We start from the raw sequence: 20,116 nt of genomic DNA on the forward strand, positions 1-20,116 counted from the left end.
AACTCTTTAATTTTTGATCTCATTGAGCACAGGTACTTTCAAAGATTAAGAAGAATTACACAGATGGGTTTGTCTTATTTAGTCTATCCAGGCGCACATCACACAAGGTTTCATCATGCGTTGGGAAGCATGCATTTAATGCAAAAAGCTGTCAATGTATTGCGTTTCAAGGGTATAGAAATTAACGAGGAAGAAGAAAATGCCTTATTAATAGCGATTTTGTTACATGATATTGGACATGGACCATTCTCTCATGCCATGGAACATAGTCTAGTTAGCGATATAATGCACGAGGACATATCGCTTCAATTCATGGAAAAGCTAAACCTTGAGTTTAACGGAAGTTTAACGCTTGCCATTTCTATTTTTAAAGGGGAATATAAGCGAAAGTTTATGTGTCAACTAATTTCGAGCCAACTTGATATGGACCGAGCAGACTATTTAAAACGTGATAGTTTCTACACTGGAGTGGCAGAAGGAAATGTCAATAGTGAGCGCCTTATAACCATGCTCAATGTTGTTGATGATAAATTGGTGGTTGAAGAAAAAGGTATTTATAGTATTGAGAAGTTTCTAATTGCAAGGCGCTTTATGTATTGGCAGGTTTATCTACATAAGACAGGATTAGTTGCAGAGCAATTACTAACTAGAACCTTAAAACGTGCAAAAGAGCTTGTAAAATCAGGAGAAAGACTGAAGTGTAGCGAAGCATTATTCTATTTTTTAATTAATGAAATCGATAACACTAATTTTGATGATAAAACCTTAGAGATTTTTTCTAAGTTGGATGATATTGATATTTTATCGGCCATGAAAGACTGGCAATATCACAATGATTTTGTTTTGAGTAATTTGTGTGATATGATTATTAATCGCGACTTGCTGAAAATTAAATTTAAAGACAAACCAATAAATCAAAAGGAATTGTCAGAACATTTAACTTTTTTAATGGACAAGTACAATATCACAGAAAAAGAAGCGTCTTATTTTGTTTTTACAGGTTCAATTACTAATCAAGCCTACAATAATAAAAAGGATAACATTAATGTGTTATATAAATCTGGTAAGATCAAAGATGTTACTAAGGTCGCGAATCAATTAAATTTAAAGGCGCTGAGTAAACCTATTACACAATATTATATATGTTATTCCAAAAGGAAAATGTGAGACATTTTTTCTATTTTTGCACCACATCTAAACTATAGAATTATTTAATTGAAGTTTACGGCAGAACAAATTGCAGGTATATTGGAAGGTCAAGTAGTAGGAGACCCATCAGTAGAAGTTTCCCAACTGGCTAAGATAGAAGAGGGTAAAAAAGGAGCTTTAACCTTTTTGGCCAATCCTAAATACAAACCTTACATATATTCTACTAAAGCTTCAATAACTATTGTAAATTCTGATTTTCAACCTGAAGAAGAACTCTCAACTACCCTTATAAAGGTTGACGATGCTTATGGTGCATTTACCAAATTACTCGAATATTACAACCAAATTAAATTGAATAAATCTGGAATTGAACAGCCTAGTTTTATTTCAGATTCAGCTCAATTAGGAGAAAACTGCTACGTTGGTGCTTTTGCTTATGTGGGTGATAATGTTAAGATTGGTAATAATGTAAAAATTTATCCAAACGCGTATGTGGGAGCTAATGTAGTATTAGGTGACAATACAATATTATTTTCTGGTGCAAAGGTTTATTCAGAATGTGTTGTTGGTAATAGTTGTGTCATTAATTCAGGCGCTATCATTGGAGCAGATGGATTTGGTTTTGCTCCAAATGAAAAGGGAGAATATTCTAAAGTACCTCAAATAGGAAATGTTATACTTGAAGATAATGTTGATATTGGTGCTGGTACGACCATAGATAGAGCGACACTTGGATCAACGATTATAAGAAAGGGTGTTAAACTCGATAATCAGATTCAAATAGCACATAATGTAGAAATAGGTAAGAATACGGTGATTGCGGCTCAAACAGGAGTTGCCGGTTCTACCAAGATTGGAGAGAATTGCCAAATTGGGGGTCAAGTTGGTATTGTGGGTCACATTACAATAGGTAACAATGTGAAAATACAAGCTCAATCTGGTATTGGTAGGCATGTTAAAGACAATGAGGTCTTACAAGGTTCGCCGGCATTAACTTATGGAGACTATAACAAGTCCTATGTCTATTTTAAAAACTTACCAAAAATTGTCAAAAATATTAACGATTTAGAAAAGAAAATCGATGGCGATAATTAAGACAGAGATAAAACAAAAAACTATAAAAAATGAAGTAACACTTAATGGTGTTGGTCTTCATACAGGCACTGATGTTACTTTAGTGTTTAAACCAGGTCTTGAAAATTCTGGTTTTATCTTTGAAAGAATTGATTTAGAAGGTTGCCCAAAAATTGAGGCAGATGCTAATTACGTAACCAATACACAACGTGGTACCTGCTTAGAAAAAAATGGTGTTACTATTCAAACTTGTGAGCATGTTTTAGCGGCATTGGTTGGTCTCGATATTGATAATGCAATTATAGAGCTTAATGCTTCTGAACCTCCAATTATGGATGGGTCTTCCAAATTTTTTATAGAAGCTCTTGAGAAAGCTGGTATTGTTGAACAGAATGCATTTAGAGAGGAGTATGAAGTAACACAGGTTGTATCGTATTCAGATGAAGAATCTGGTAGCGAAATTTTATTAATGCCCTCAAAAACTTATCAGGTTACAACGATGGTAGATTTTGGTACTAAAGTTCTTGGAACTCAAAATGCTACTATGAACAACGTATCTGAATTTAAGACTGAGATTGCAGATGCGAGAACCTTTAGTTTTCTGCACGAACTCGAGATGCTATTGGAGCATGGCCTAATTAAAGGCGGTGACCTTAACAATGCTATTGTGTATGTCGATAAGGAACTTTCTAACGACACCATGGAGAAGTTGAAGGTTGCCTTCAAAAAAGATAATATCGCAGTAAAGCCGAACGGTATATTAGATAACTTAACATTACACTATCCCAACGAAGCAGCACGTCATAAATTACTGGATGTAATAGGTGATTTGGCTTTGATTGGCACTAAAATTAGAGGTAAGGTTATCGCAAATAAACCTGGACACTTTGTTAATACACAATTTGCAAAGAAAATATCCAAACTCATTAAGAATGAAAGGCGAAATAATGTCCCTCAAGTAGACTTGAATGCGCCACCTTTAATGGATGTTAATCAAATTATGAATATGTTACCTCATAGACAACCTTTCTTGCTATTAGATAAGGTTTATGAGCTAACAGATAATCATGTCATCGGAATGAAGAACGTAACGATGAATGAGGAATTTTTTAGAGGTCATTTCCCAGGTGCACCTGTGATGCCTGGAGTTTTAATTGTTGAGGCCATGGCACAAACAGGTGGTATCTTAGTACTTAGTACAGTGCCTGATCCTGAAAACTATCTGACGTTTTTCATGAAGATGGACAACGTTAAGTTTAAACAGAAAGTTGTTCCTGGTGATACGTTAATATTTAAATGTGAATTGATAACACCTATTCGAAGAGGAATATGCCATATGCAAGGGTATGCCTATACCAATGGTAAGCTATGTGCCGAAGCAGAATTAATGGCTCAAATTTCAAAAGTAAAATAACATGAACCAACCATTAGCATATGTACATCCTGGAGCAAAAATTGCCAAGAATGTAGTAATTGAGCCCTTTACAACTATTCACAATAACGTAAAAATTGGAGAAGGTACATGGATTGGTAGTAATGTTACCATTATGGAAGGTGCGCGTATCGGTAAAAATTGTAATATTTTCCCGGGAGCAGTTATCTCAGCTGTACCGCAGGATTTAAAATATAATGATGAGGATACCACAGTTGAAATTGGTAATAATGTAACTATTAGAGAATGCGTTACCATCAATAGAGGTACAACCGATAAAATGAAAACAGTAATTGGTAGTAATTGTCTGATTATGGCTTATTGTCATATTGCTCACGATTGTGTTGTAGGGAATAATTGTATTTTTTCAAATAACAGTACGCTTGCTGGTCATATAACGGTTGGAGATTATGTGGTACTTGCTGGTATGACAGCTGTTCATCAATTTTGTTCAATTGGCAATCATGCTTTTGTTACAGGAGGTTCTTTGGTGCGTAAAGATGTACCACCTTATGTAAAAGCGGCACGTGAGCCTCTATCTTATGTTGGTATAAATTCAGTTGGATTAAGACGCAGAGGATTTAGTACCGAAAAAATTAGAGAAATACAGAATATTTTTAGAATTCTATATCAGAAAAATTATAACAATACCCAAGCCTCAGAGATTATTGAAGCCGAGATGGAGGCAACTCCAGAGCGTGATGAAATATTGCAATTCATCAAGAATTCTCATAGAGGAATAATGAAAGGGTATTTTAAATCAAATTAATATTTTAAATGGCAAGTACATCTGACATTCGTAACGGGTTATGCATCAAGTATAACAACGATATTTATAAAATCATTGAGTTTTTACATGTAAAACCTGGTAAAGGACCAGCTTTTGTAAGAACAAAATTAAAAAGTGTAACTACTGGAAAGGTAATTGATAATACTTTCTCCGCTGGTCATAAAATAGAGGATGTTAGAGTAGAAACACATAAGTTTCAATACTTATATAATGATGGAGAATTCTATCATTTTATGAATGAAGCGGATTATACTCAAATTCGTCTTCTAGAATCTGCATTAGATAGAGCAGACTTAATGAAAGAGGGTGAAATCGTAACTATTCAGATTAATACTGAGGATAATATGCCATTATCTGTAGATATGCCAGCTACAGTAATATTGGAAGTTACGCACACTGAACCAGGAGTAAAAGGAAATACAGCTACTAATGCGACCAAACCAGCTACTGTGGAAACAGGAGCATCAGTTAATGTACCTTTATTTATAAATGAAGGTGATAGAATTAAGATTGAGACAGAAAAGGGTACTTATAAAGAGCGTATTAAGGAATAAATGAAATTCCCGAGGCCATATACTTTAAGTGAAATAGCATCATTAATATCCTGTGATTTTATTGGAAGTCCAGACTTTATGGTTTTGGGTATGAATGAGATTCATGTTGTTGAACCGGGAGATATTGTTTTTGTAGACCATCCTAAGTATTATGACAAAGCTTTAGAATCTGCAGCCACCATAGTTTTAATAAATAAAGAGGTCGATTGCACAGAAGGAAAAGCACTTTTAATTTCTGATGATCCGTTTAGAGATTTTAATAAACTAACCAATCATTTTAAGCCTTTTGCTCCTAGTAATGTTGGTGTAGCGTCTAGTGCTTCAATAGGAGAAGGAACAGTAATTCAACCTAATTGTTTCATAGGAAATAATGTAACGATTGGTAAAAACTGTGTCATTCACTCTAATGTGAGTATTTATGATGATACTATTATTGGTGACAATGTCATTATCCATGCTGGAACAATTTTAGGTGCCTCGGCATTTTATTATAAAAATCGACCAGAGGGCTATGATCGATTATTATCTGGTGGTCGCGTTGTAATTAAGGACAATGTCGATATTGGTGCGGCTTGTACCATAGACAAAGGTGTTACTGGTGATACTACTATTGGTGAAGGTTCAAAGCTCGACAACCAAATTCAAATTGGTCATGATACTATTATAGGTAATAAGTGTCTTATTGCATCGCAGACAGGTATCGCTGGTTGTGTAGTTGTTGAAGATGAGGTAACCATTTGGGGTCAAGTAGGAGTAACTAGTGGAATTACAATAGGTAAAAAGGCAGTTATTCTTGCGCAATCAGGAATAAGCAAAAGCTTAGAAGGCCATAAAACTTACTTCGGTTCTCCAGCTGAAGACTCTAGAAGTAAATTCAAAGAAATTGCAAGTATCAGACAAATTCCTAACCTTGTCAAATCAATAAAAAAATTATCACAATAAATACTAAAAGCATCTATTTAAAAAACGGAAATAGCTTATTTTTGCATCGTTTTTTAATAAAAAATTAAAATCAATGAGTGTATTAGTTAATAAAGATTCAAGAATTATAGTTCAAGGATTTACTGGTAGTGAAGGAACATTTCACGCTGGGCAAATGATTGAATACGGAACAAATGTTGTTGGTGGTGTAACGCCAGGGAAAGGTGGACAAACCCACTTAGATCGACCAGTTTTTAACACAGTTTCTGAAGCTGTTGAAAAAGTTGGGGCAGATACAACTATAATTTTTGTTCCACCTGCATTTGCGGCAGATGCAATTATGGAAGCTGCCGACGCAGGGATTAAAGTAATTATTACTATTACAGAGGGTATTCCAGTTGCAGATATGATTAAAGCTGCTGATTATATCAAAGACAAAGGATCTCGTTTAGTAGGTCCAAACTGTCCAGGCGTTATAACTCCAGAAGAGGCAAAAGTTGGTATCATGCCAGGATTTGTTTTCAAAAAGGGTAAAGTAGGGATAGTTTCAAAATCTGGAACGCTTACTTATGAAGCGGCAGATCAGGTTGTAAAACAAGGACTTGGTATTACAACCGCTATTGGTATTGGAGGAGATCCAATTATTGGTACAACTACTAAGGAAGCGGTAGAATTATTAATCAATGATCCAGAAACAGAGGCTGTTGTAATGATTGGTGAAATAGGTGGTCAATTAGAGGCAGACGCGGCAGAATGGTATAAAGCAAGTGGAAGTAATAAGCCAGTTATTGGTTTTATTGCCGGCGAAACTGCTCCTGCAGGCCGTACGATGGGTCACGCTGGTGCAATTGTTGGAGGTAGTGATGATACTGCGCAAGCTAAGAAGAAAATTATGAGAGCTTGTGGTATTCATGTTGTTGATTCACCTGCAGAAATAGGCAAAAAAGTAGCAGAAGTATTATAATACAGAGGCACATATAAAAGTTAAAAACCTTACAAAATCTTGTGAGGTTTTTTTATTTCGTGCAACTTGTAATTATTATATTTGAGAGAAGACATTGATAAAATTTAAACTAACTAATCAATAAATCATCTATGAAGTTATTAGAAGGAAAAACAGCAATTATTACAGGTGCTAGCCGAGGAATAGGAAAGGGTATAGCAGAAGTATTTGCAGACCACGGAGCTAATATAGCATTCACATACAGTTCTTCTGTAGATGCTGCAAAAGCTTTGGAAAAAGATTTAAATGAAAAAGGAGTTAAGGCTATTGGTTACCAAAGCAACGCTGCGAGTTTTGATGAGGCTCAAAAGTTAGCTGAAGATGTTTTAGAAGAATTTGGTTCTATCGACATATTAGTTAACAATGCAGGAATTACAAAGGATAATCTATTAATGCGAATGGGCGAAGAAGATTTCGATAAGGTAATTGAAGTTAATTTAAAATCTGTATTCAACATGACAAAAGCGGTACAGCGCACTATGCTTAAACAACGTAAAGGCTCTATTATCAACATGAGTTCTGTTGTTGGTGTAAAAGGTAACGCAGGTCAAACTAATTATGCTGCATCTAAGGCAGGGATTATAGGTTTTTCTAAGTCAGTAGCTTTGGAGTTAGGCTCTAGAAATATTCGAAGTAATGTGATTGCGCCAGGATTTATAGAGACTGAAATGACAGCTAAATTAGATGAAGAAACTGTGAAAGGATGGCGAGCCGCTATTCCTTTAAAACGTGGAGGTACTCCGGAAGATATTGCAAATGCATGCGTATATCTCGCAAGTGACCTTAGCGCTTATGTAACTGGCCAAACCTTGAACGTAGATGGTGGCATGTTAACGTAAAGGAAATATCAGGCAATTCTATTTTTGAGTTGCGTTATTATGCAAACAGAAACGATTTTATATATAATCATAGCTGGAATCGCAGCGCTTTCATTAGCGCTGTTTCAGTATATATATAAATCGAAAATAAACACAAAACTTAAGTACGGATTAACAGTTCTTAGGTCAATTAGTCTATTAGGTATATTAATACTTATAGTCAATCCTAAGGTTGAATCTGTTAACTATTACACAGAAAAACCTAATCTGGTATTAGCTATAGATAATTCAGAATCTATTTCATATTTAGATCAGGATTCTATTGCAAATTTGGCCATTAATGAACTAAGAAATAATTCAGAATTGAATGACCGTTTTGAAATCGATACATACACATTCTCAAAGGAGCTCAATTCTACCGATAGCATTTCATTTAATAAAAGTCAGACGAATATTTCCAGTACTCTAAGTCAGATTTCCCAGGTCTATAAAGAAAAAACGGCACCTATTATTTTAATTTCAGATGGTAATCAAACACTCGGGAATGATTATAGTTTTATGACTAATACTGTTAATCAGCCTATTTATCCCTTGATATTAGGAGATTCAACACTATATTCAGACTTAAGGATAAAACAGCTTAACGTAAATAGATATACCTTTTTAAAGAATAGGTTTCCAGTTGAAGTTATATTGAGTTATTCTGGTCAGGAAACCATATCTACTGAAGTTAAAATATGGAGAGGAAATTCAGTTGTTTTTAGCAAAACGGTTCAGTTTAGCGACACTAAAACGTCAGAAATAATTAATACTACATTACTAGCCAACAGTGTAGGAGTTAAAACATATAGGGTGGAGCTTGTTCCATTAGATGAGGAAAAAAATAAAGTAAATAATTATCAAAATTTTGGCGTTGAAGTCATAGATCAAAAGACAAATATAGCTCTCGTATATGATCAACTCCATCCAGATTTAGGAGCGCTAAAGAAATCTATTGAGAGTAACGAACAAAGAAGTGTTTCTATATTAAAGCCAAATGAATATATCTCTCAAATTGATAATTTTCAATTAGTTATATTATATCAGCCGAATAATAACTTCAATAATATTTTGAGGGAAATAAAACAAAGAAACTTAAATACTTTCATCATTACTGGTGTAGCGACTGACTATGAATTCATAAATAACACTAACCTTAAAGTTCTTTGGGAGATATCCAATCAGACCGAGGATTTTCAACCAGAACTTAATCGCAATTATAGCACCTTTATTGTTGACAATATTACTTTTGAAGATTATCCTCCGTTAAAATCTGAGTTTGGCGGATTTAATTTTTTAGTTCCTGCAGATGTCATCTTATATAAAACCGTAAATGGAATTAACACTGGTGATGCAATGCTTGCGACGTACGACTTTGATGATATGAAGCATGCCATGCTAATTGGAGAAGGTATTTGGAGATGGAGAGCCCAGTCCTATTTGGATACAGAAAGTTTTACAGACTTTGATAATTTTCTTGGCAAACTGATTCAATATTTGAGTTCTAACAAGAAGAGAAGTCGATTAAACTTAGACTATAAGTCTTTTTATAATGGCAATGATGATGTTATTATTTCGGCTCAATACTTCAATAAAAATTTTGAATTCGACCCTAAAGCTTCTTTAAATATTATCTTAAAGAATAGTGAGACAGATGAAATAAGAGAGCTACCACTTCTTATTAATGGCACTAATTATCGTGTTGATATAAGTGGTATAGATGCTGGTACTTATACCTTTACAGTAAGGCATACGAGCGAATCTGTTTCTGCTTCAGGTAGTTTTCAAATTTTGGAATATAATGTAGAACAGCAGTTTTTAAATGCTGACATTAATAGATTGCAGTCGCTAGGGAATAACAGTGAAGGCAAGGCATTTTATGCTACTGAGCGTATGCAATTAATTAACAATTTATTAAGTGACAGTCGTTATGTCGCAGTGCAGAAAAGCACCAAAAATATCGTACCTTTGATTGATTGGAAATATCTACTCGGAATTATTACAATAAGTCTATTTTTCGAGTGGTTCATTAGAAAATATAACGGATTAATTTAAATAGAATTTGTAATGGAAAAATTACCTAAGGTTGGATTACCAATATTAGTAGGAATTATTTTTTTAGTAATTGTAATTGCTAAATCAGCAGTAACTATAGGGCCTGGAGAAGGAGGCGTTATTTTTGAGCGTTTTGGAGATGGTATAAATGTAGAAACAACTTATGGAGAAGGCTTCCACATTGTGGCGCCATGGAATGACATGCTCATTTTTAAGGTAAGACAGCAGTCTATATCAGATAAAATGAATGTACTCTCTGTAGATGGACTTCAAGTGCAGGTAAATGGTACGATTTGGTTTGAACCAGAGTATAGTAACCTTGGACGTTTAATTAAAACCAAAGGTGCTGATTTTATTGTTGAATTATTAGATCCAGCAATTAATTCTGCGGCTAGAAGTGTGGTAGGACGTTACACACCAGAGCAATTATATTCAAGTAAAAGAGATGTTATTGAGCAAGAAATATTAGAAGAAGTTCGTAAAGAGCTAGATGGCCAATACATTAATGTAAAACGTGTACTTGTAGAAGATGTTACATTACCACCTTCAATTAAAGATGCGATTGAGCGTAAATTGAAACAAGAGCAAGAATCGTTGGAGTATGAGTTTAGACTAGTAACTGCCGAAAAAGAGGCTGAGAAGCAACGTATTGAAGCAAAAGGTAAGGCTGATGCTAACCGAATTTTAAGTGCGTCTTTAACGGATAAAATTCTTCAAGACAAGGGTATTGAGGCTACTAATAAGTTAGCAGAATCGCCTAATAGTAAAGTAGTAATTATAGGGTCAGGAGAGAGTGGAATGCCTATCATATTAGGGAATCAATAAAATTTTTAAAAAAGACTTGGAATTGTAAAATTATTTTACAAAACTTTGCTTTAACAAAATAAGTAATGTTAAACAATCAATTACATCATCATTTTCAGGTAATCGCTCAAGCGAGGTGAAGATGTATTGATTAATGTCAAAATATTTAATAAAACCCGTTTGAGAATATCAAATGGGTTTTTTTATTGACTCTATTGATGTTTTCAAGACAAAAAATTTAAAATGAGTACACTTAAAATTGCAGTTCAAAAATCAGGTCGATTAAATCAAGATTCTTTAAAGATTCTCAAAGAAATTGGTATTTCGATAGATAATGGTAAGGATCAACTTAAGGCTTCAGCAAGAAACTTTCCGCTTGAAGTTTTTTATCTCAGAAATGGTGATATACCACAGTATTTAAGAGATGGTGTTGTAGATGCAGCTATAATTGGAGAAAACGTATTGGTAGAGAAAGGCGATGATATTACAGTTGTTGAAAAACTTGGATTTTCAAAATGTCGTGTTTCAATTGCTGTACCTAAATCATCTGATGCTACAAGTTTAAAAGATTTAGAAGGAAAGAAGATTGCAACATCCTACCCAAATACAGTTAACCAATTTTTAAATCAAAATGGAATCAGTGCAAATCTTCATATTATTAATGGTTCTGTTGAAATTGCACCAAATATTGGTTTAGCGGATGGTATTTGCGATATCGTTTCAAGTGGTAGTACACTATTTAAAAATGGTTTAAAGGAAATTGAAGTATTATTGAAGTCTGAAGCGGTACTAGCAACTTCGCCTAAAATTTCACCTGAGAATCAAGCTATAATTGATAAAATTCAGTTTCGTTTAAAATCTGTTTTAAGAGGACGTCAAAATAAATACGTCTTATTAAATGCTCCAAATGATAAGCTAGATAAGATTATAAATATTTTACCAGGAATGAACAGTCCAACAATTTTACCTTTAGCTAAAGAAGGTTGGAGTTCGTTACACTCCGTGATTAATAAGAATGATTTTTGGAATGTCATTGATGAGCTTAAAGCAAATGGTGCAGAAGGAATTTTAGTTTGTCCAATTGAAAATATGGTATTGTAGTATGAAGATTTTTGAAAATCCAAATCCAAAAGACTGGGCAAAATTATTAGAGAGACCCACCAAAACCGTAGATGATATTGAAGCTATCGTTAATGATGTGTTTAGTGATGTAAAGGCCAATGGTGATAGCGCTATAAAGTCATACACATCCAAGTTTGATAAGGTAGATCTTGATAGTTTAGTTGTTTCTGAAGCGGAAATAGTAGAAGCAACAGAACGCGTGTCTAAGAAGCTTAAAAAAGCCATAAAGTTAGCCAAAAGCAATATTAAGGCGTTTCACAAAGCGCAAAGAACAAATAAGGTGTTCCTTAAAACCATGAAAGGTGTGACCTGCTGGCAAGAAAAGCGACCAATTCAGAAAGTAGGCTTGTATATTCCTGGTGGAACAGCACCTTTATTCTCAACGGTTTTAATGTTGGCTATTCCTGCTAAGATTGCTGGCTGTAAAGACATTGTTTTATGTTCACCACCAAACAAAGAAGGTAAAATTGCTGACGAGATTTTATATACAGCAAAGCTGTGTGGTGTAACTAAAATTGTAAAGGTAGGAGGAATTCAAGCGATTGCCGGATTAACCTTTGGTGCACCATCCATTCCTCAGGTCTATAAGATCTTCGGTCCTGGGAATCAATATGTAACTGTAGCAAAGCAATTAGCAACAAAATATGGTGTAGCTATCGATATGCCTGCAGGACCAAGTGAATTATTGGTTATGGCAGATGAGTCTGCGAATCCAGCTTATGTGGCGTCAGATTTATTAAGTCAGGCCGAACATGGATCAGATAGTCAGGTTATTCTAGTAACGACATCAAAGAGTTTTGCAGAAGACGTCAATACAGAAGTTAAATCACAATTAGAAGTCTTACCAAGAAAAGCTATGGCTTCAGATGCCATCAATAATTCTAAATCAATCGTAGTAGATAATAATGAGATAGCACTCGCGTTGATTGATGCGTACGGCCCAGAACACTTTATTGTTGCTACAAATGATAACGATTACTTTGTGGAAAATATTGGAAACGCAGGTTCTGTCTTTATTGGTAATTACACACCTGAGAGCGCTGGTGATTATGCTTCTGGAACAAATCATACATTACCCACTAATGGTTTTTCAAAGGCTTATTCAGGAGTTAATTTAGATAGCTTTCAAAAGAGCATGACCTTCCAGAAAATATCTCAAAAAGGAATTAAAAATATTGGACCTGCTATTGAGTTAATGGCGGAAGCAGAAGGGCTACAGGCTCACAAAAATGCAGTAACATTGCGTTTAAAAGATTTAGAATCATGAATATAGAAAATCTACTTCGTGATAATATAAAAAGCATTAAGGCTTATTCATCGGCTAGAGATGAATATAAGGATGCTTCTGCAGATATGGTTTTTATTGATGCTAATGAGAATCCATTTCAGTCAACTGTTAATCGTTATCCAGATCCTCAACAAACAGCTGTAAAGGAAAGACTGTCCTTACTTAAAGGTGTTGAGAAGTCACAAATACTTTTAGGTAATGGTAGTGATGAAGTTTTAGATTTAATCTTCAGAGCCTTTTGTGAACCCAAAACAGATAATGTCATAACACTTCCACCAACTTATGGCATGTACAAGGTTTTAGCCGATTTAAATGCTATCGATATCATTTCAGTTGAGTTAGATTCTAATTTTGAGCCTAAAGTTGATGAGATTCTCAAAGTACAGAATAGTAATTCAAAATTGTTGTTCTTATGCTCACCAAATAATCCAACAGCAAATAGTTTCAATGTTGATAAAATTGAAACTTTAATCAAAGGATTTAAAGGAATCGTGGTTATTGATGAAGCTTATATAGATTTTTCGAGTCAAGAGAGTTGGGTAAGTCGACTTAGTGAGTTTCCTAATCTTATTGTAACGCAGACCCTTTCTAAGGCTTATGGCTTGGCAGGAATTCGATTGGGGATTTGTTATGCGTCGGAATTCATAATTTATGTATTGAACAAAATCAAGCCACCATATAATGTTAATCAATTAACACAGACTAGAGCTTTAGAAAGACTTGAAGCCATTAGAGATGTGGAAAATGAGGTGGCTAACATTTTGGAACAACGTATTAGGCTAAGACAAGAATTAGCTTCTATATCATTTATAAGTAAGATTTATCCTTCTGATGCGAACTTTATTTTAGCAAAGGTAGATGATGCTAATTTGAGATATAACCAGCTTATTGAAAAAGGTATTGTAGTGCGAAATAGAACAACACAACCACTTTGCGAAAACTGCCTGCGTTTTACAGTAGGTACGGCAGACGAAAACGACATATTAATTAAGACATTAAATCAGCTATCATGAAACCAGTTTTGTTTATAGATAGAGACGGCACACTCATACGCGAACCAGCAGATGAGCAAATTGATTCATTTGAAAAGTTAGAGTTTTACCCTAAAGTATTTCAATACTTAAGTAAAATAGCTAATGAATTAAATTTTGAAATTGTAATGATTACAAACCAAGATGGTTTGGGTACTGAGGTGTATCCAGAAGATACGTTTTGGCCGGTACATAATTTTGTAATTAAATCATTTGAACAGGAAGGTGTTGTGTTCGAAGAACAATTTATTGATCGAACATTTGCAAAAGATAATGCACCAACACGCAAACCGAATACAGGACTTTTGACCAAATACTTCTCTGATGACTATGATTTAGCCAATTCATTTGTAATTGGTGATCGCCTTACAGATGTTGAGTTAGCCAAGAATTTAGGTGCGAAAGGCATTTATATTAACGATAATACAAATCTAGGAACTGACGAAGTAACTGTTAGTAATTCTGAACTGGATAAGTTTATAGCTCTTGAATCCAATGATTGGGAGGAAATCTATGAGTTTCTGAAAACTACTGAACGCAAAGGCAGTATTGAGCGTAATACCAATGAGACTAAGATTAAAATTGATTTGAATCTAGATGGTGTAGGGCAAAGTAATATTGATACAGGCATTGCCTTTTTTGATCATATGCTAGATCAAATCGCCAGACACGGTCAAATAGATCTAAATATTAAAGTTGATGGTGATTTAGAAGTCGATGAGCACCATACTATTGAGGATACGGCTATTGCACTTGGAGAAGTATTTGCTACAACACTTGGTAATAAACTTGGTATTGAACGCTATGGCTTTTGTTTACCAATGGACGACTGCTTAGCGCAGGTTGCCATAGATTTTGGAGGAAGAAATTGGTTGGTTTGGGATGCTGAATTCAATCGTGAAATGATCGGTAAAATGCCAACGGAAATGTTTTATCATTTCTTTAAATCCTTTACAGATGGTGCTAAATGTAACCTCAATATAAAAGTAGAAGGAACAAACGAACACCATAAGATTGAAGCTATTTTCAAGGCCTTTGCAAAGGCAATTAAAATGGCTGTAAAGCGCGATGTGAATAAGATGATTCTACCATCTACAAAAGGTATGCTCTAATGGATTTGAAAATAGTCAATTACGGTGCAGGTAATATTAAAAGTATTCAGTTTGCTTTTCAACGTTTAGGTTATGATGCAGTTTTAACTGCTGATCCTGAAGCTTTATTGAAAGCTGATAAGGTTATTTTTCCAGGTGTTGGGGAAGCGAGTTCTGCTATGCGTAAATTAAAGGAAAGCGGTTTGGATACTTTAATTCCAGAACTCAAACAGCCTGTTTTAGGGATATGTTTGGGGATGCAACTAATGTGTAAGTCTACACAGGAAGGTGATACAATAGGTTTAGGCATATTTGATACTGATGTAAAACGTTTTTCAAATGAAGTGAAAGTGCCTCAAATGGGATGGAATACCGTAACTAACCTAAAGTCTGATCTATTTAAGTCAATAGAAGAAGGGTCTTTCATGTACTTAGTTCATAGCTATTATGCTGAAAATTGCAACCAGAATATTGCAACGACAGCTTATGAGTTGGAGTATGCCTCTGCTTTAGAAAATGATAATTTCTTTGGTGTTCAATTTCATCCAGAGAAATCAGGAAAGGTTGGTGAACAGTTATTAAAGAACTTTTTAGAATTATAAGATGCGAATTATTCCAGCAATAGATATTATTAATGGACAGTGTGTACGCCTTACAAAAGGCGATTATGACACTAAAAAAGTCTACAATGAAAATCCCTTAGAAGTGGCCAAAGCTTTTGAAGACTCAGGAATTCAATACTTACACGTGGTGGATTTAGACGGTGCTAAGGCTAGCCATATTGTAAACTATAAAGTTTTAGAAACTATAGCTTCAAAAACCAATCTTAAAATTGATTTTGGTGGAGGATTAAAATCCAATGAGGATCTAAGGATTGCCTTTGAGTCTGGAGCCAATCAAATAACAGGTGGAAGTATTGCTGTTAAAAATCCAGAGGTATTTCAAGGTTGGATTACAAAATATGGTGCAGATAAAATTATACTTGGTGCAGATTGTAAAGATGAAAATATTGCCATTTCTGGATGGCAAGAAGAATCGAATTTAAAAGTTATCCCATTTATAAATGACTATCAATCGAAAGGCATTGCGTATGTAATTTGTACCGATATCTCTAAAGACGGCATGTTAAAGGGACCATCTTTTGATTTATATGAAAGAATTTTAAAGGAGAATTCAGCCATAAAGCTAATAGCATCTGGTGGTATTTCCCAATTTGACGAACTACCTCGATTGGCAGAAATGGGATGTGAGGGTGTCATTGTAGGTAAGGCGATATACGAGAATAGAATTTCATTAAAGGAATTAGAACAATTTATTTAAATAATTAATCATGCTTACAAAACGAATTGTTCCTTGTTTAGATATTAAAGATGGTCGTACGGTTAAAGGTGTCAATTTTGTCGATTTAAGAGATGCTGGTGATCCTGTAATATTAGCGAAACAGTACGCTGAACTTGGTGCAGATGAGCTCGTATTTTTAGATATTTCTGCAACGCAAGAAAAACGAAGAACCATGCATGATATGGTCTTAAAGGTTGCAGAGCAGGTTAATATTCCATTTACTGTTGGCGGTGGAATTTCTTCTGTTGAGGATGTCGATGATTTATTACACTGTGGAGCTGATAAGGTGTCCATTAATTCTGCGGCAGTAAAACGTCCAGAATTAATAAATGAGCTATCAAAAAAATTCGGAAGCCAATGCGTCGTAGTTGCGATTGATGCCAAAAAAATAGGAGAGGAGTGGATGGTTCATTTGGCAGGAGGAACAGTTCCTACAGAGATAGGATTATTTGATTGGGCTAAAGAAGTTGAAGAACGTGGTGCAGGTGAAATATTGTTCACCTCAATGAATCATGATGGGACAAAAGGTGGTTTTGCTAATGAAGCTTTAGCTAAGCTTTCAGAGCTTGTGAATATCCCAATTATTGCATCGGGTGGCGCAGGAACAATGCAACACTTTGTAGATACTTTTAAGCTAGGTAAAGCTGATGCAGCATTAGCTGCAAGTGTTTTTCACTTTGGTGAGATTCCAATTTTAGAATTAAAACAAGAATTAAAAAGAAACGGAATAGAAGTAAGATTATGAAAATAGACTTCAATAAAAGTAGTGATGGCCTTGTGCCAGCAATAATACAAGACGCGAAGACTAAAAACGTATTAATGCTAGGTTATATGAATCAAGAGGCCTACGATAAAACAAATGAAACTGGACTAGTAACCTTCTTCAGCCGTTCTAAATCTCGATTATGGACTAAAGGAGAGGAAAGTGGTAATGTCCTTAAATTGGTTGATATTAAAATAGATTGTGATAACGATACGCTCTTAGTCATGGTCAATCCCGAAGGTCCTACATGCCACACAGGGACAGATACTTGCTGGAACGAACAGAATGTTCAATCTTTTGGATTTCTGAGTACTTTAGAAAATGTAATTACCTCGAGAATTGAAAATGCAGAAGAACAGAAATCATATGTAGCTTCTCTATTTGCAAAGGGTATAAATAAGGTTGCACAAAAAGTTGGGGAAGAGGCCGTAGAAGTTGTTATTGAAGCAAAAGATGATAATGATGACCTTTTCTTGGAAGAAAGTGCAGATTTGTTGTTTCATTATTTGATGTTACTCCAAGCCAAAGGGTTCAAACTCCAAAATGTCATTAATGTTTTAGAGGGTAGACACAAATAGTGCATTTCATCGATTAAATGTAAATAAATACGATAAAAAGTAATTTTTTCAATTTAATGTGTATATTGCATACCGTTAATCAACCCAAATCTTATGAAAAAAATTACCTTATTACTATGTGGTTTACTTTTTATTTGTGTTTCGAGTCTTGTTAATGCACAAAGTTGTGCGTTCGACCAAAAACGTTTTGAGCTACAACAAGATCCTGCTTATATAGCTTTAGAAAGAGAGGCTGAAGAGAAGATTCAAAATTCTATTTTAAATGGGAATTTTACTGAGCGCAATGGTAATGTGATAACCATTCCCATAGTAGTTCATGTGTTGCACCTCGGAGAAGCCGTAGGCTCAGGTTCTAACATATCTGATGCACAAATTCAAAGTAGTATAGATAATCTTAATGACTTTTACCGTGGACAAACTACGAATAGTCCTATTGATTTTGAAATTGAATTTGCCTTAGCACAACGCGATCCAGATTGTAATGCTACAACTGGTATAAATAGAATCGATGCTTCTGGATTATCTGGGTATTCTCAACACGGTGTTAACGTACTTAATTCTAATGGAGCAAGTTATAGCGATATTAGTAATTTAATTAGTTGGCCTCAAACAGATTATTTCAACGTATGGATTGTTACTGAACTTGATGGAAATAATGGTGGCTTTGGATTTCAAGGTTATGCATATTTTTATAACGAGAACTTTGGTACTCATGGATCAGTGATGATGAGCACTGTATTCGGTTATGATCCTGGCAACACCAATGGATGGGGTTTAAATTCTAATGGCGATAATAGTACTGTTGTGCATGAGGTAGGACACTTCTTTCACTTATATCATACGTTTCAAGGTGATGACACAAATAATGATGGAGTTTCAGACGCTTGTCCTGCAGACGCTACTGTAGGAACAGATAGCGATGGTTGTAGTGATACTGTGCCTCATCAAAGAGAAACTAGTACATGTCCTGCAAATAATACTTGTACGGGAAGCGCTTGGGTAGACGATAATACAATCTATAATGTAATGAGTTATTACAATTGTACAGATCGTTTAACCAATGATCAAAAGACACGTGCTAGAGCTGCAATGGAAGGAACTGCATTGTCTTTGTCTAAAGGAAGTGAAGCTCCTGTGGTAGGTTTTACTGCTCCAATAGCTGCTACTTGTAATGTTAATTCGCCAGCTGTTAATAATTTTTCTGGTATTACCAGAATTACGCTTAATGGTACAACGTTAAGCTCCTCTACTACGGAAGGTGATTCTGGGAATTTAGATAAAAGTCAAAATTGTACAGGTTTGTTTTCTATTGATACTGGTACTACAAATACCATGAATGTAACAGTCACTGCTGGAAATTTCCACCAGTTAGGAGTGTGGATAGATTGGAATAATGATGGTGACTTCGAAGACACAGATGAACAGCAACATTTATCTAATGATATTGTTGGTAGTGGGACAGTTAATTTTGATTTAACATATCCAACTTCAATACCATATGATAGTTATATTAGAATGCGATTGGTTACCGATGTTGATGATCGCTTTGGTGGTGTGGATTTAATTGACTCTGCTTGTTATTCTTCATTAGTTTACGGACAATCTGAAGATTATGCGCTTTACGTAGAATCAGCAACTTTAAATGTAGTTGATGAAACCTTTGGACATTTACAGATTTATACAACTTCAGGTCCAAAACAATTGCATTTAGAAGGTCAGTTATTAACAGCCTCACAATTAAATCTATATGATATTAATGGGAGAAAAATCTCCAATTTTGGATTAGATCAAACTTCAATACATAATGTATTAGACTTGTCCAGTTTAAGCATTGGAGTCTACATAATTGAAATTACTGATAATACATTATCAAGAAAAGAAAAACTTATTGTAAGATAATAATTAACTCAACACTTTTAGACACTAGGCAAAAAGGCCAATATTTATTGAATATTGGCCTTTTATCATTTTTTGTTGAAACTTTATTATTCGAGTAAGAGAATATTCTACTAATTAATAATTAATTTCTGCACCTTGCTCTTTGCGTTATTATTGCTGAGTAATATGATGTAGATACCAGAACTTAAATTTGAGACATCAATTGAATAATCATTCGAGTTTATGGATTCTGATAAAATTTCACTTCGATGTATATTGTAAAATCTGAACTGAACTTTTTAAAAATCATCAGTTACTTTAATTATGTGATTTTGATTATTAGAAATTACTAATTATTAATTCACAGAGGTATATAAAGCAAAGA

Annotated in this window: 19 protein-coding genes and 1 pseudogene; 19 read left to right on the plus strand and 1 reads right to left on the minus strand. The window is 34.5% G+C overall.

All coding sequences use genetic code 11. From position 1 onward, the window contains the following. The first annotated feature begins 63 nt into the window (after positions 1-63). The 19 genes from ACRHOC_RS06200 to ACRHOC_RS06290 all read left to right on the plus strand — a co-directional run bounded on the left by ACRHOC_RS06200 (position 64) and on the right by ACRHOC_RS06290 (position 19,752). Positions 64-1,167, plus strand: coding sequence for an HD domain-containing protein (locus ACRHOC_RS06200; protein ID WP_431157719.1), 1,104 nt, complete (start codon positions 64-66; stop codon positions 1,165-1,167). A 48-nt stretch (positions 1,168-1,215) separates the two neighbouring features. Further along, positions 1,216-2,244, plus strand: coding sequence for a UDP-3-O-(3-hydroxymyristoyl)glucosamine N-acyltransferase (lpxD, locus tag ACRHOC_RS06205; RefSeq protein ID WP_431157720.1), 1,029 nt, complete (start codon positions 1,216-1,218; stop codon positions 2,242-2,244). Then, complete coding sequence (locus ACRHOC_RS06210; protein ID WP_431157721.1) at positions 2,231-3,637, plus strand: bifunctional UDP-3-O-[3-hydroxymyristoyl] N-acetylglucosamine deacetylase/3-hydroxyacyl-ACP dehydratase; 1,407 nt, start codon at positions 2,231-2,233, stop codon at positions 3,635-3,637. The genes lpxD and ACRHOC_RS06210 overlap by 14 nt, the downstream gene beginning before the upstream one ends. Before the next feature lies 1 nt (position 3,638). Next, positions 3,639-4,424 carry an acyl-ACP--UDP-N-acetylglucosamine O-acyltransferase gene (gene lpxA / locus ACRHOC_RS06215; RefSeq protein ID WP_431157722.1) on the plus strand — a complete coding sequence of 262 codons (786 nt, stop codon included), beginning with the start codon at positions 3,639-3,641 and terminating at the stop codon, positions 4,422-4,424. 8 nt (positions 4,425-4,432) lie between these two features. Then, on the plus strand, positions 4,433-4,999 hold the full coding sequence (gene efp, locus ACRHOC_RS06220) for an elongation factor P (protein ID WP_431157723.1): 567 nt from the start codon (positions 4,433-4,435) through the stop codon (positions 4,997-4,999). Further along, entirely contained in the window at positions 5,000-5,941 is a 942-nt protein-coding gene (locus ACRHOC_RS06225) for a UDP-3-O-(3-hydroxymyristoyl)glucosamine N-acyltransferase (RefSeq protein ID WP_431157724.1), read from the plus strand. It abuts the gene before it with no gap. A 73-nt stretch (positions 5,942-6,014) separates the two neighbouring features. After that, complete coding sequence (gene sucD, locus ACRHOC_RS06230; RefSeq protein WP_431157725.1) at positions 6,015-6,884, plus strand: succinate--CoA ligase subunit alpha; 870 nt, start codon at positions 6,015-6,017, stop codon at positions 6,882-6,884. 131 nt (positions 6,885-7,015) lie between these two features. Then, complete coding sequence (fabG, locus tag ACRHOC_RS06235) at positions 7,016-7,762, plus strand: 3-oxoacyl-[acyl-carrier-protein] reductase (protein WP_431157726.1); 747 nt, start codon at positions 7,016-7,018, stop codon at positions 7,760-7,762. Positions 7,763-7,801: 39 nt separating this feature from the next. Further along, positions 7,802-9,835 carry a VWA domain-containing protein gene (locus ACRHOC_RS06240; protein WP_431157727.1) on the plus strand — a complete coding sequence of 678 codons (2,034 nt, stop codon included), beginning with the start codon at positions 7,802-7,804 and terminating at the stop codon, positions 9,833-9,835. 12 nt (positions 9,836-9,847) lie between these two features. Continuing rightward, entirely contained in the window at positions 9,848-10,660 is an 813-nt protein-coding gene (locus tag ACRHOC_RS06245) for a prohibitin family protein (protein WP_431157728.1), read from the plus strand. Between the two features lie 222 nt (positions 10,661-10,882). Further along, positions 10,883-11,740 carry an ATP phosphoribosyltransferase gene (gene hisG, locus ACRHOC_RS06250; protein ID WP_431157729.1) on the plus strand — a complete coding sequence of 286 codons (858 nt, stop codon included), beginning with the start codon at positions 10,883-10,885 and terminating at the stop codon, positions 11,738-11,740. 1 nt (position 11,741) lies between these two features. Further along, positions 11,742-13,028, plus strand: a complete 1,287-nt coding sequence (hisD, locus tag ACRHOC_RS06255) for a histidinol dehydrogenase (protein ID WP_431157730.1) — start codon at positions 11,742-11,744, stop codon at positions 13,026-13,028. Further along, the gene (gene hisC, locus ACRHOC_RS06260) at positions 13,025-14,062 is read left to right on the plus strand and encodes a histidinol-phosphate transaminase (RefSeq protein ID WP_431157731.1); all 1,038 of its coding nucleotides are present in this window, start codon (positions 13,025-13,027) and stop codon (positions 14,060-14,062) included. The genes hisD and hisC overlap by 4 nt, the downstream gene beginning before the upstream one ends. Then, complete coding sequence (hisB, locus tag ACRHOC_RS06265; RefSeq protein WP_431157732.1) at positions 14,059-15,192, plus strand: bifunctional histidinol-phosphatase/imidazoleglycerol-phosphate dehydratase HisB; 1,134 nt, start codon at positions 14,059-14,061, stop codon at positions 15,190-15,192. Before hisC ends, hisB begins: the two co-directional genes overlap by 4 nt. Beyond that, positions 15,192-15,773, plus strand: a complete 582-nt coding sequence (gene hisH / locus ACRHOC_RS06270; protein ID WP_431157733.1) for an imidazole glycerol phosphate synthase subunit HisH — start codon at positions 15,192-15,194, stop codon at positions 15,771-15,773. Before hisB ends, hisH begins: the two co-directional genes overlap by 1 nt. Before the next feature lies 1 nt (position 15,774). After that, entirely contained in the window at positions 15,775-16,491 is a 717-nt protein-coding gene (hisA, locus tag ACRHOC_RS06275) for a 1-(5-phosphoribosyl)-5-[(5-phosphoribosylamino)methylideneamino]imidazole-4-carboxamide isomerase (RefSeq protein WP_431157734.1), read from the plus strand. A 10-nt stretch (positions 16,492-16,501) separates the two neighbouring features. After that, positions 16,502-17,257, plus strand: coding sequence for an imidazole glycerol phosphate synthase subunit HisF (hisF, locus tag ACRHOC_RS06280; RefSeq protein WP_431157735.1), 756 nt, complete (start codon positions 16,502-16,504; stop codon positions 17,255-17,257). After that, positions 17,254-17,853: a bifunctional phosphoribosyl-AMP cyclohydrolase/phosphoribosyl-ATP diphosphatase HisIE gene (hisIE, locus tag ACRHOC_RS06285; protein WP_431157736.1), complete on the plus strand. Its 600-nt coding sequence runs from the start codon at positions 17,254-17,256 to the stop codon at positions 17,851-17,853. The genes hisF and hisIE overlap by 4 nt, the downstream gene beginning before the upstream one ends. A gap of 93 nt (positions 17,854-17,946) precedes the next feature. Beyond that, positions 17,947-19,752 carry a GEVED domain-containing protein gene (locus ACRHOC_RS06290; RefSeq protein WP_431157737.1) on the plus strand — a complete coding sequence of 602 codons (1,806 nt, stop codon included), beginning with the start codon at positions 17,947-17,949 and terminating at the stop codon, positions 19,750-19,752. Positions 19,753-19,862: 110 nt separating this feature from the next. Here the strand turns inward: ACRHOC_RS06290 and ACRHOC_RS06295 are convergent. Further along, positions 19,863-20,012: pseudogene (locus ACRHOC_RS06295) on the minus strand (T9SS type A sorting domain-containing protein); the annotation flags it as partial. Positions 20,013-20,116 lie beyond the last annotated feature (104 nt).

Origin of the sequence: Winogradskyella poriferorum (assembly GCF_050618035.1) — a bacterium.
In the GTDB taxonomy this organism is placed as follows: Bacteria; Bacteroidota; Bacteroidia; order Flavobacteriales; family Flavobacteriaceae; genus Winogradskyella; species Winogradskyella poriferorum_A.

What these genes read in the sequence shown, in the direction of transcription:
- ACRHOC_RS06200 (WP_431157719.1), top strand. Translation starts at nt 64, where the DNA reads ATGGGTTTGTCTTATTTAGTCTATCCAGGCGCACATCACACAAGGTTT.
- ACRHOC_RS06210 (WP_431157721.1), top strand. Translation starts at nt 2,231, where the DNA reads ATGGCGATAATTAAGACAGAGATAAAACAAAAAACTATAAAAAATGAA.
- lpxA (WP_431157722.1), top strand. Translation starts at nt 3,639, where the DNA reads ATGAACCAACCATTAGCATATGTACATCCTGGAGCAAAAATTGCCAAG.
- efp (WP_431157723.1), top strand. Translation starts at nt 4,433, where the DNA reads ATGGCAAGTACATCTGACATTCGTAACGGGTTATGCATCAAGTATAAC.
- ACRHOC_RS06225 (WP_431157724.1), top strand. Translation starts at nt 5,000, where the DNA reads ATGAAATTCCCGAGGCCATATACTTTAAGTGAAATAGCATCATTAATA.
- sucD (WP_431157725.1), top strand. Translation starts at nt 6,015, where the DNA reads ATGAGTGTATTAGTTAATAAAGATTCAAGAATTATAGTTCAAGGATTT.
- fabG (WP_431157726.1), top strand. Translation starts at nt 7,016, where the DNA reads ATGAAGTTATTAGAAGGAAAAACAGCAATTATTACAGGTGCTAGCCGA.
- ACRHOC_RS06240 (WP_431157727.1), top strand. Translation starts at nt 7,802, where the DNA reads ATGCAAACAGAAACGATTTTATATATAATCATAGCTGGAATCGCAGCG.
- ACRHOC_RS06245 (WP_431157728.1), top strand. Translation starts at nt 9,848, where the DNA reads ATGGAAAAATTACCTAAGGTTGGATTACCAATATTAGTAGGAATTATT.
- hisG (WP_431157729.1), top strand. Translation starts at nt 10,883, where the DNA reads ATGAGTACACTTAAAATTGCAGTTCAAAAATCAGGTCGATTAAATCAA.
- hisD (WP_431157730.1), top strand. Translation starts at nt 11,742, where the DNA reads ATGAAGATTTTTGAAAATCCAAATCCAAAAGACTGGGCAAAATTATTA.
- hisC (WP_431157731.1), top strand. Translation starts at nt 13,025, where the DNA reads ATGAATATAGAAAATCTACTTCGTGATAATATAAAAAGCATTAAGGCT.
- hisB (WP_431157732.1), top strand. Translation starts at nt 14,059, where the DNA reads ATGAAACCAGTTTTGTTTATAGATAGAGACGGCACACTCATACGCGAA.
- hisH (WP_431157733.1), top strand. Translation starts at nt 15,192, where the DNA reads ATGGATTTGAAAATAGTCAATTACGGTGCAGGTAATATTAAAAGTATT.
- hisA (WP_431157734.1), top strand. Translation starts at nt 15,775, where the DNA reads ATGCGAATTATTCCAGCAATAGATATTATTAATGGACAGTGTGTACGC.
- hisF (WP_431157735.1), top strand. Translation starts at nt 16,502, where the DNA reads ATGCTTACAAAACGAATTGTTCCTTGTTTAGATATTAAAGATGGTCGT.
- hisIE (WP_431157736.1), top strand. Translation starts at nt 17,254, where the DNA reads ATGAAAATAGACTTCAATAAAAGTAGTGATGGCCTTGTGCCAGCAATA.
- ACRHOC_RS06290 (WP_431157737.1), top strand. Translation starts at nt 17,947, where the DNA reads ATGAAAAAAATTACCTTATTACTATGTGGTTTACTTTTTATTTGTGTT.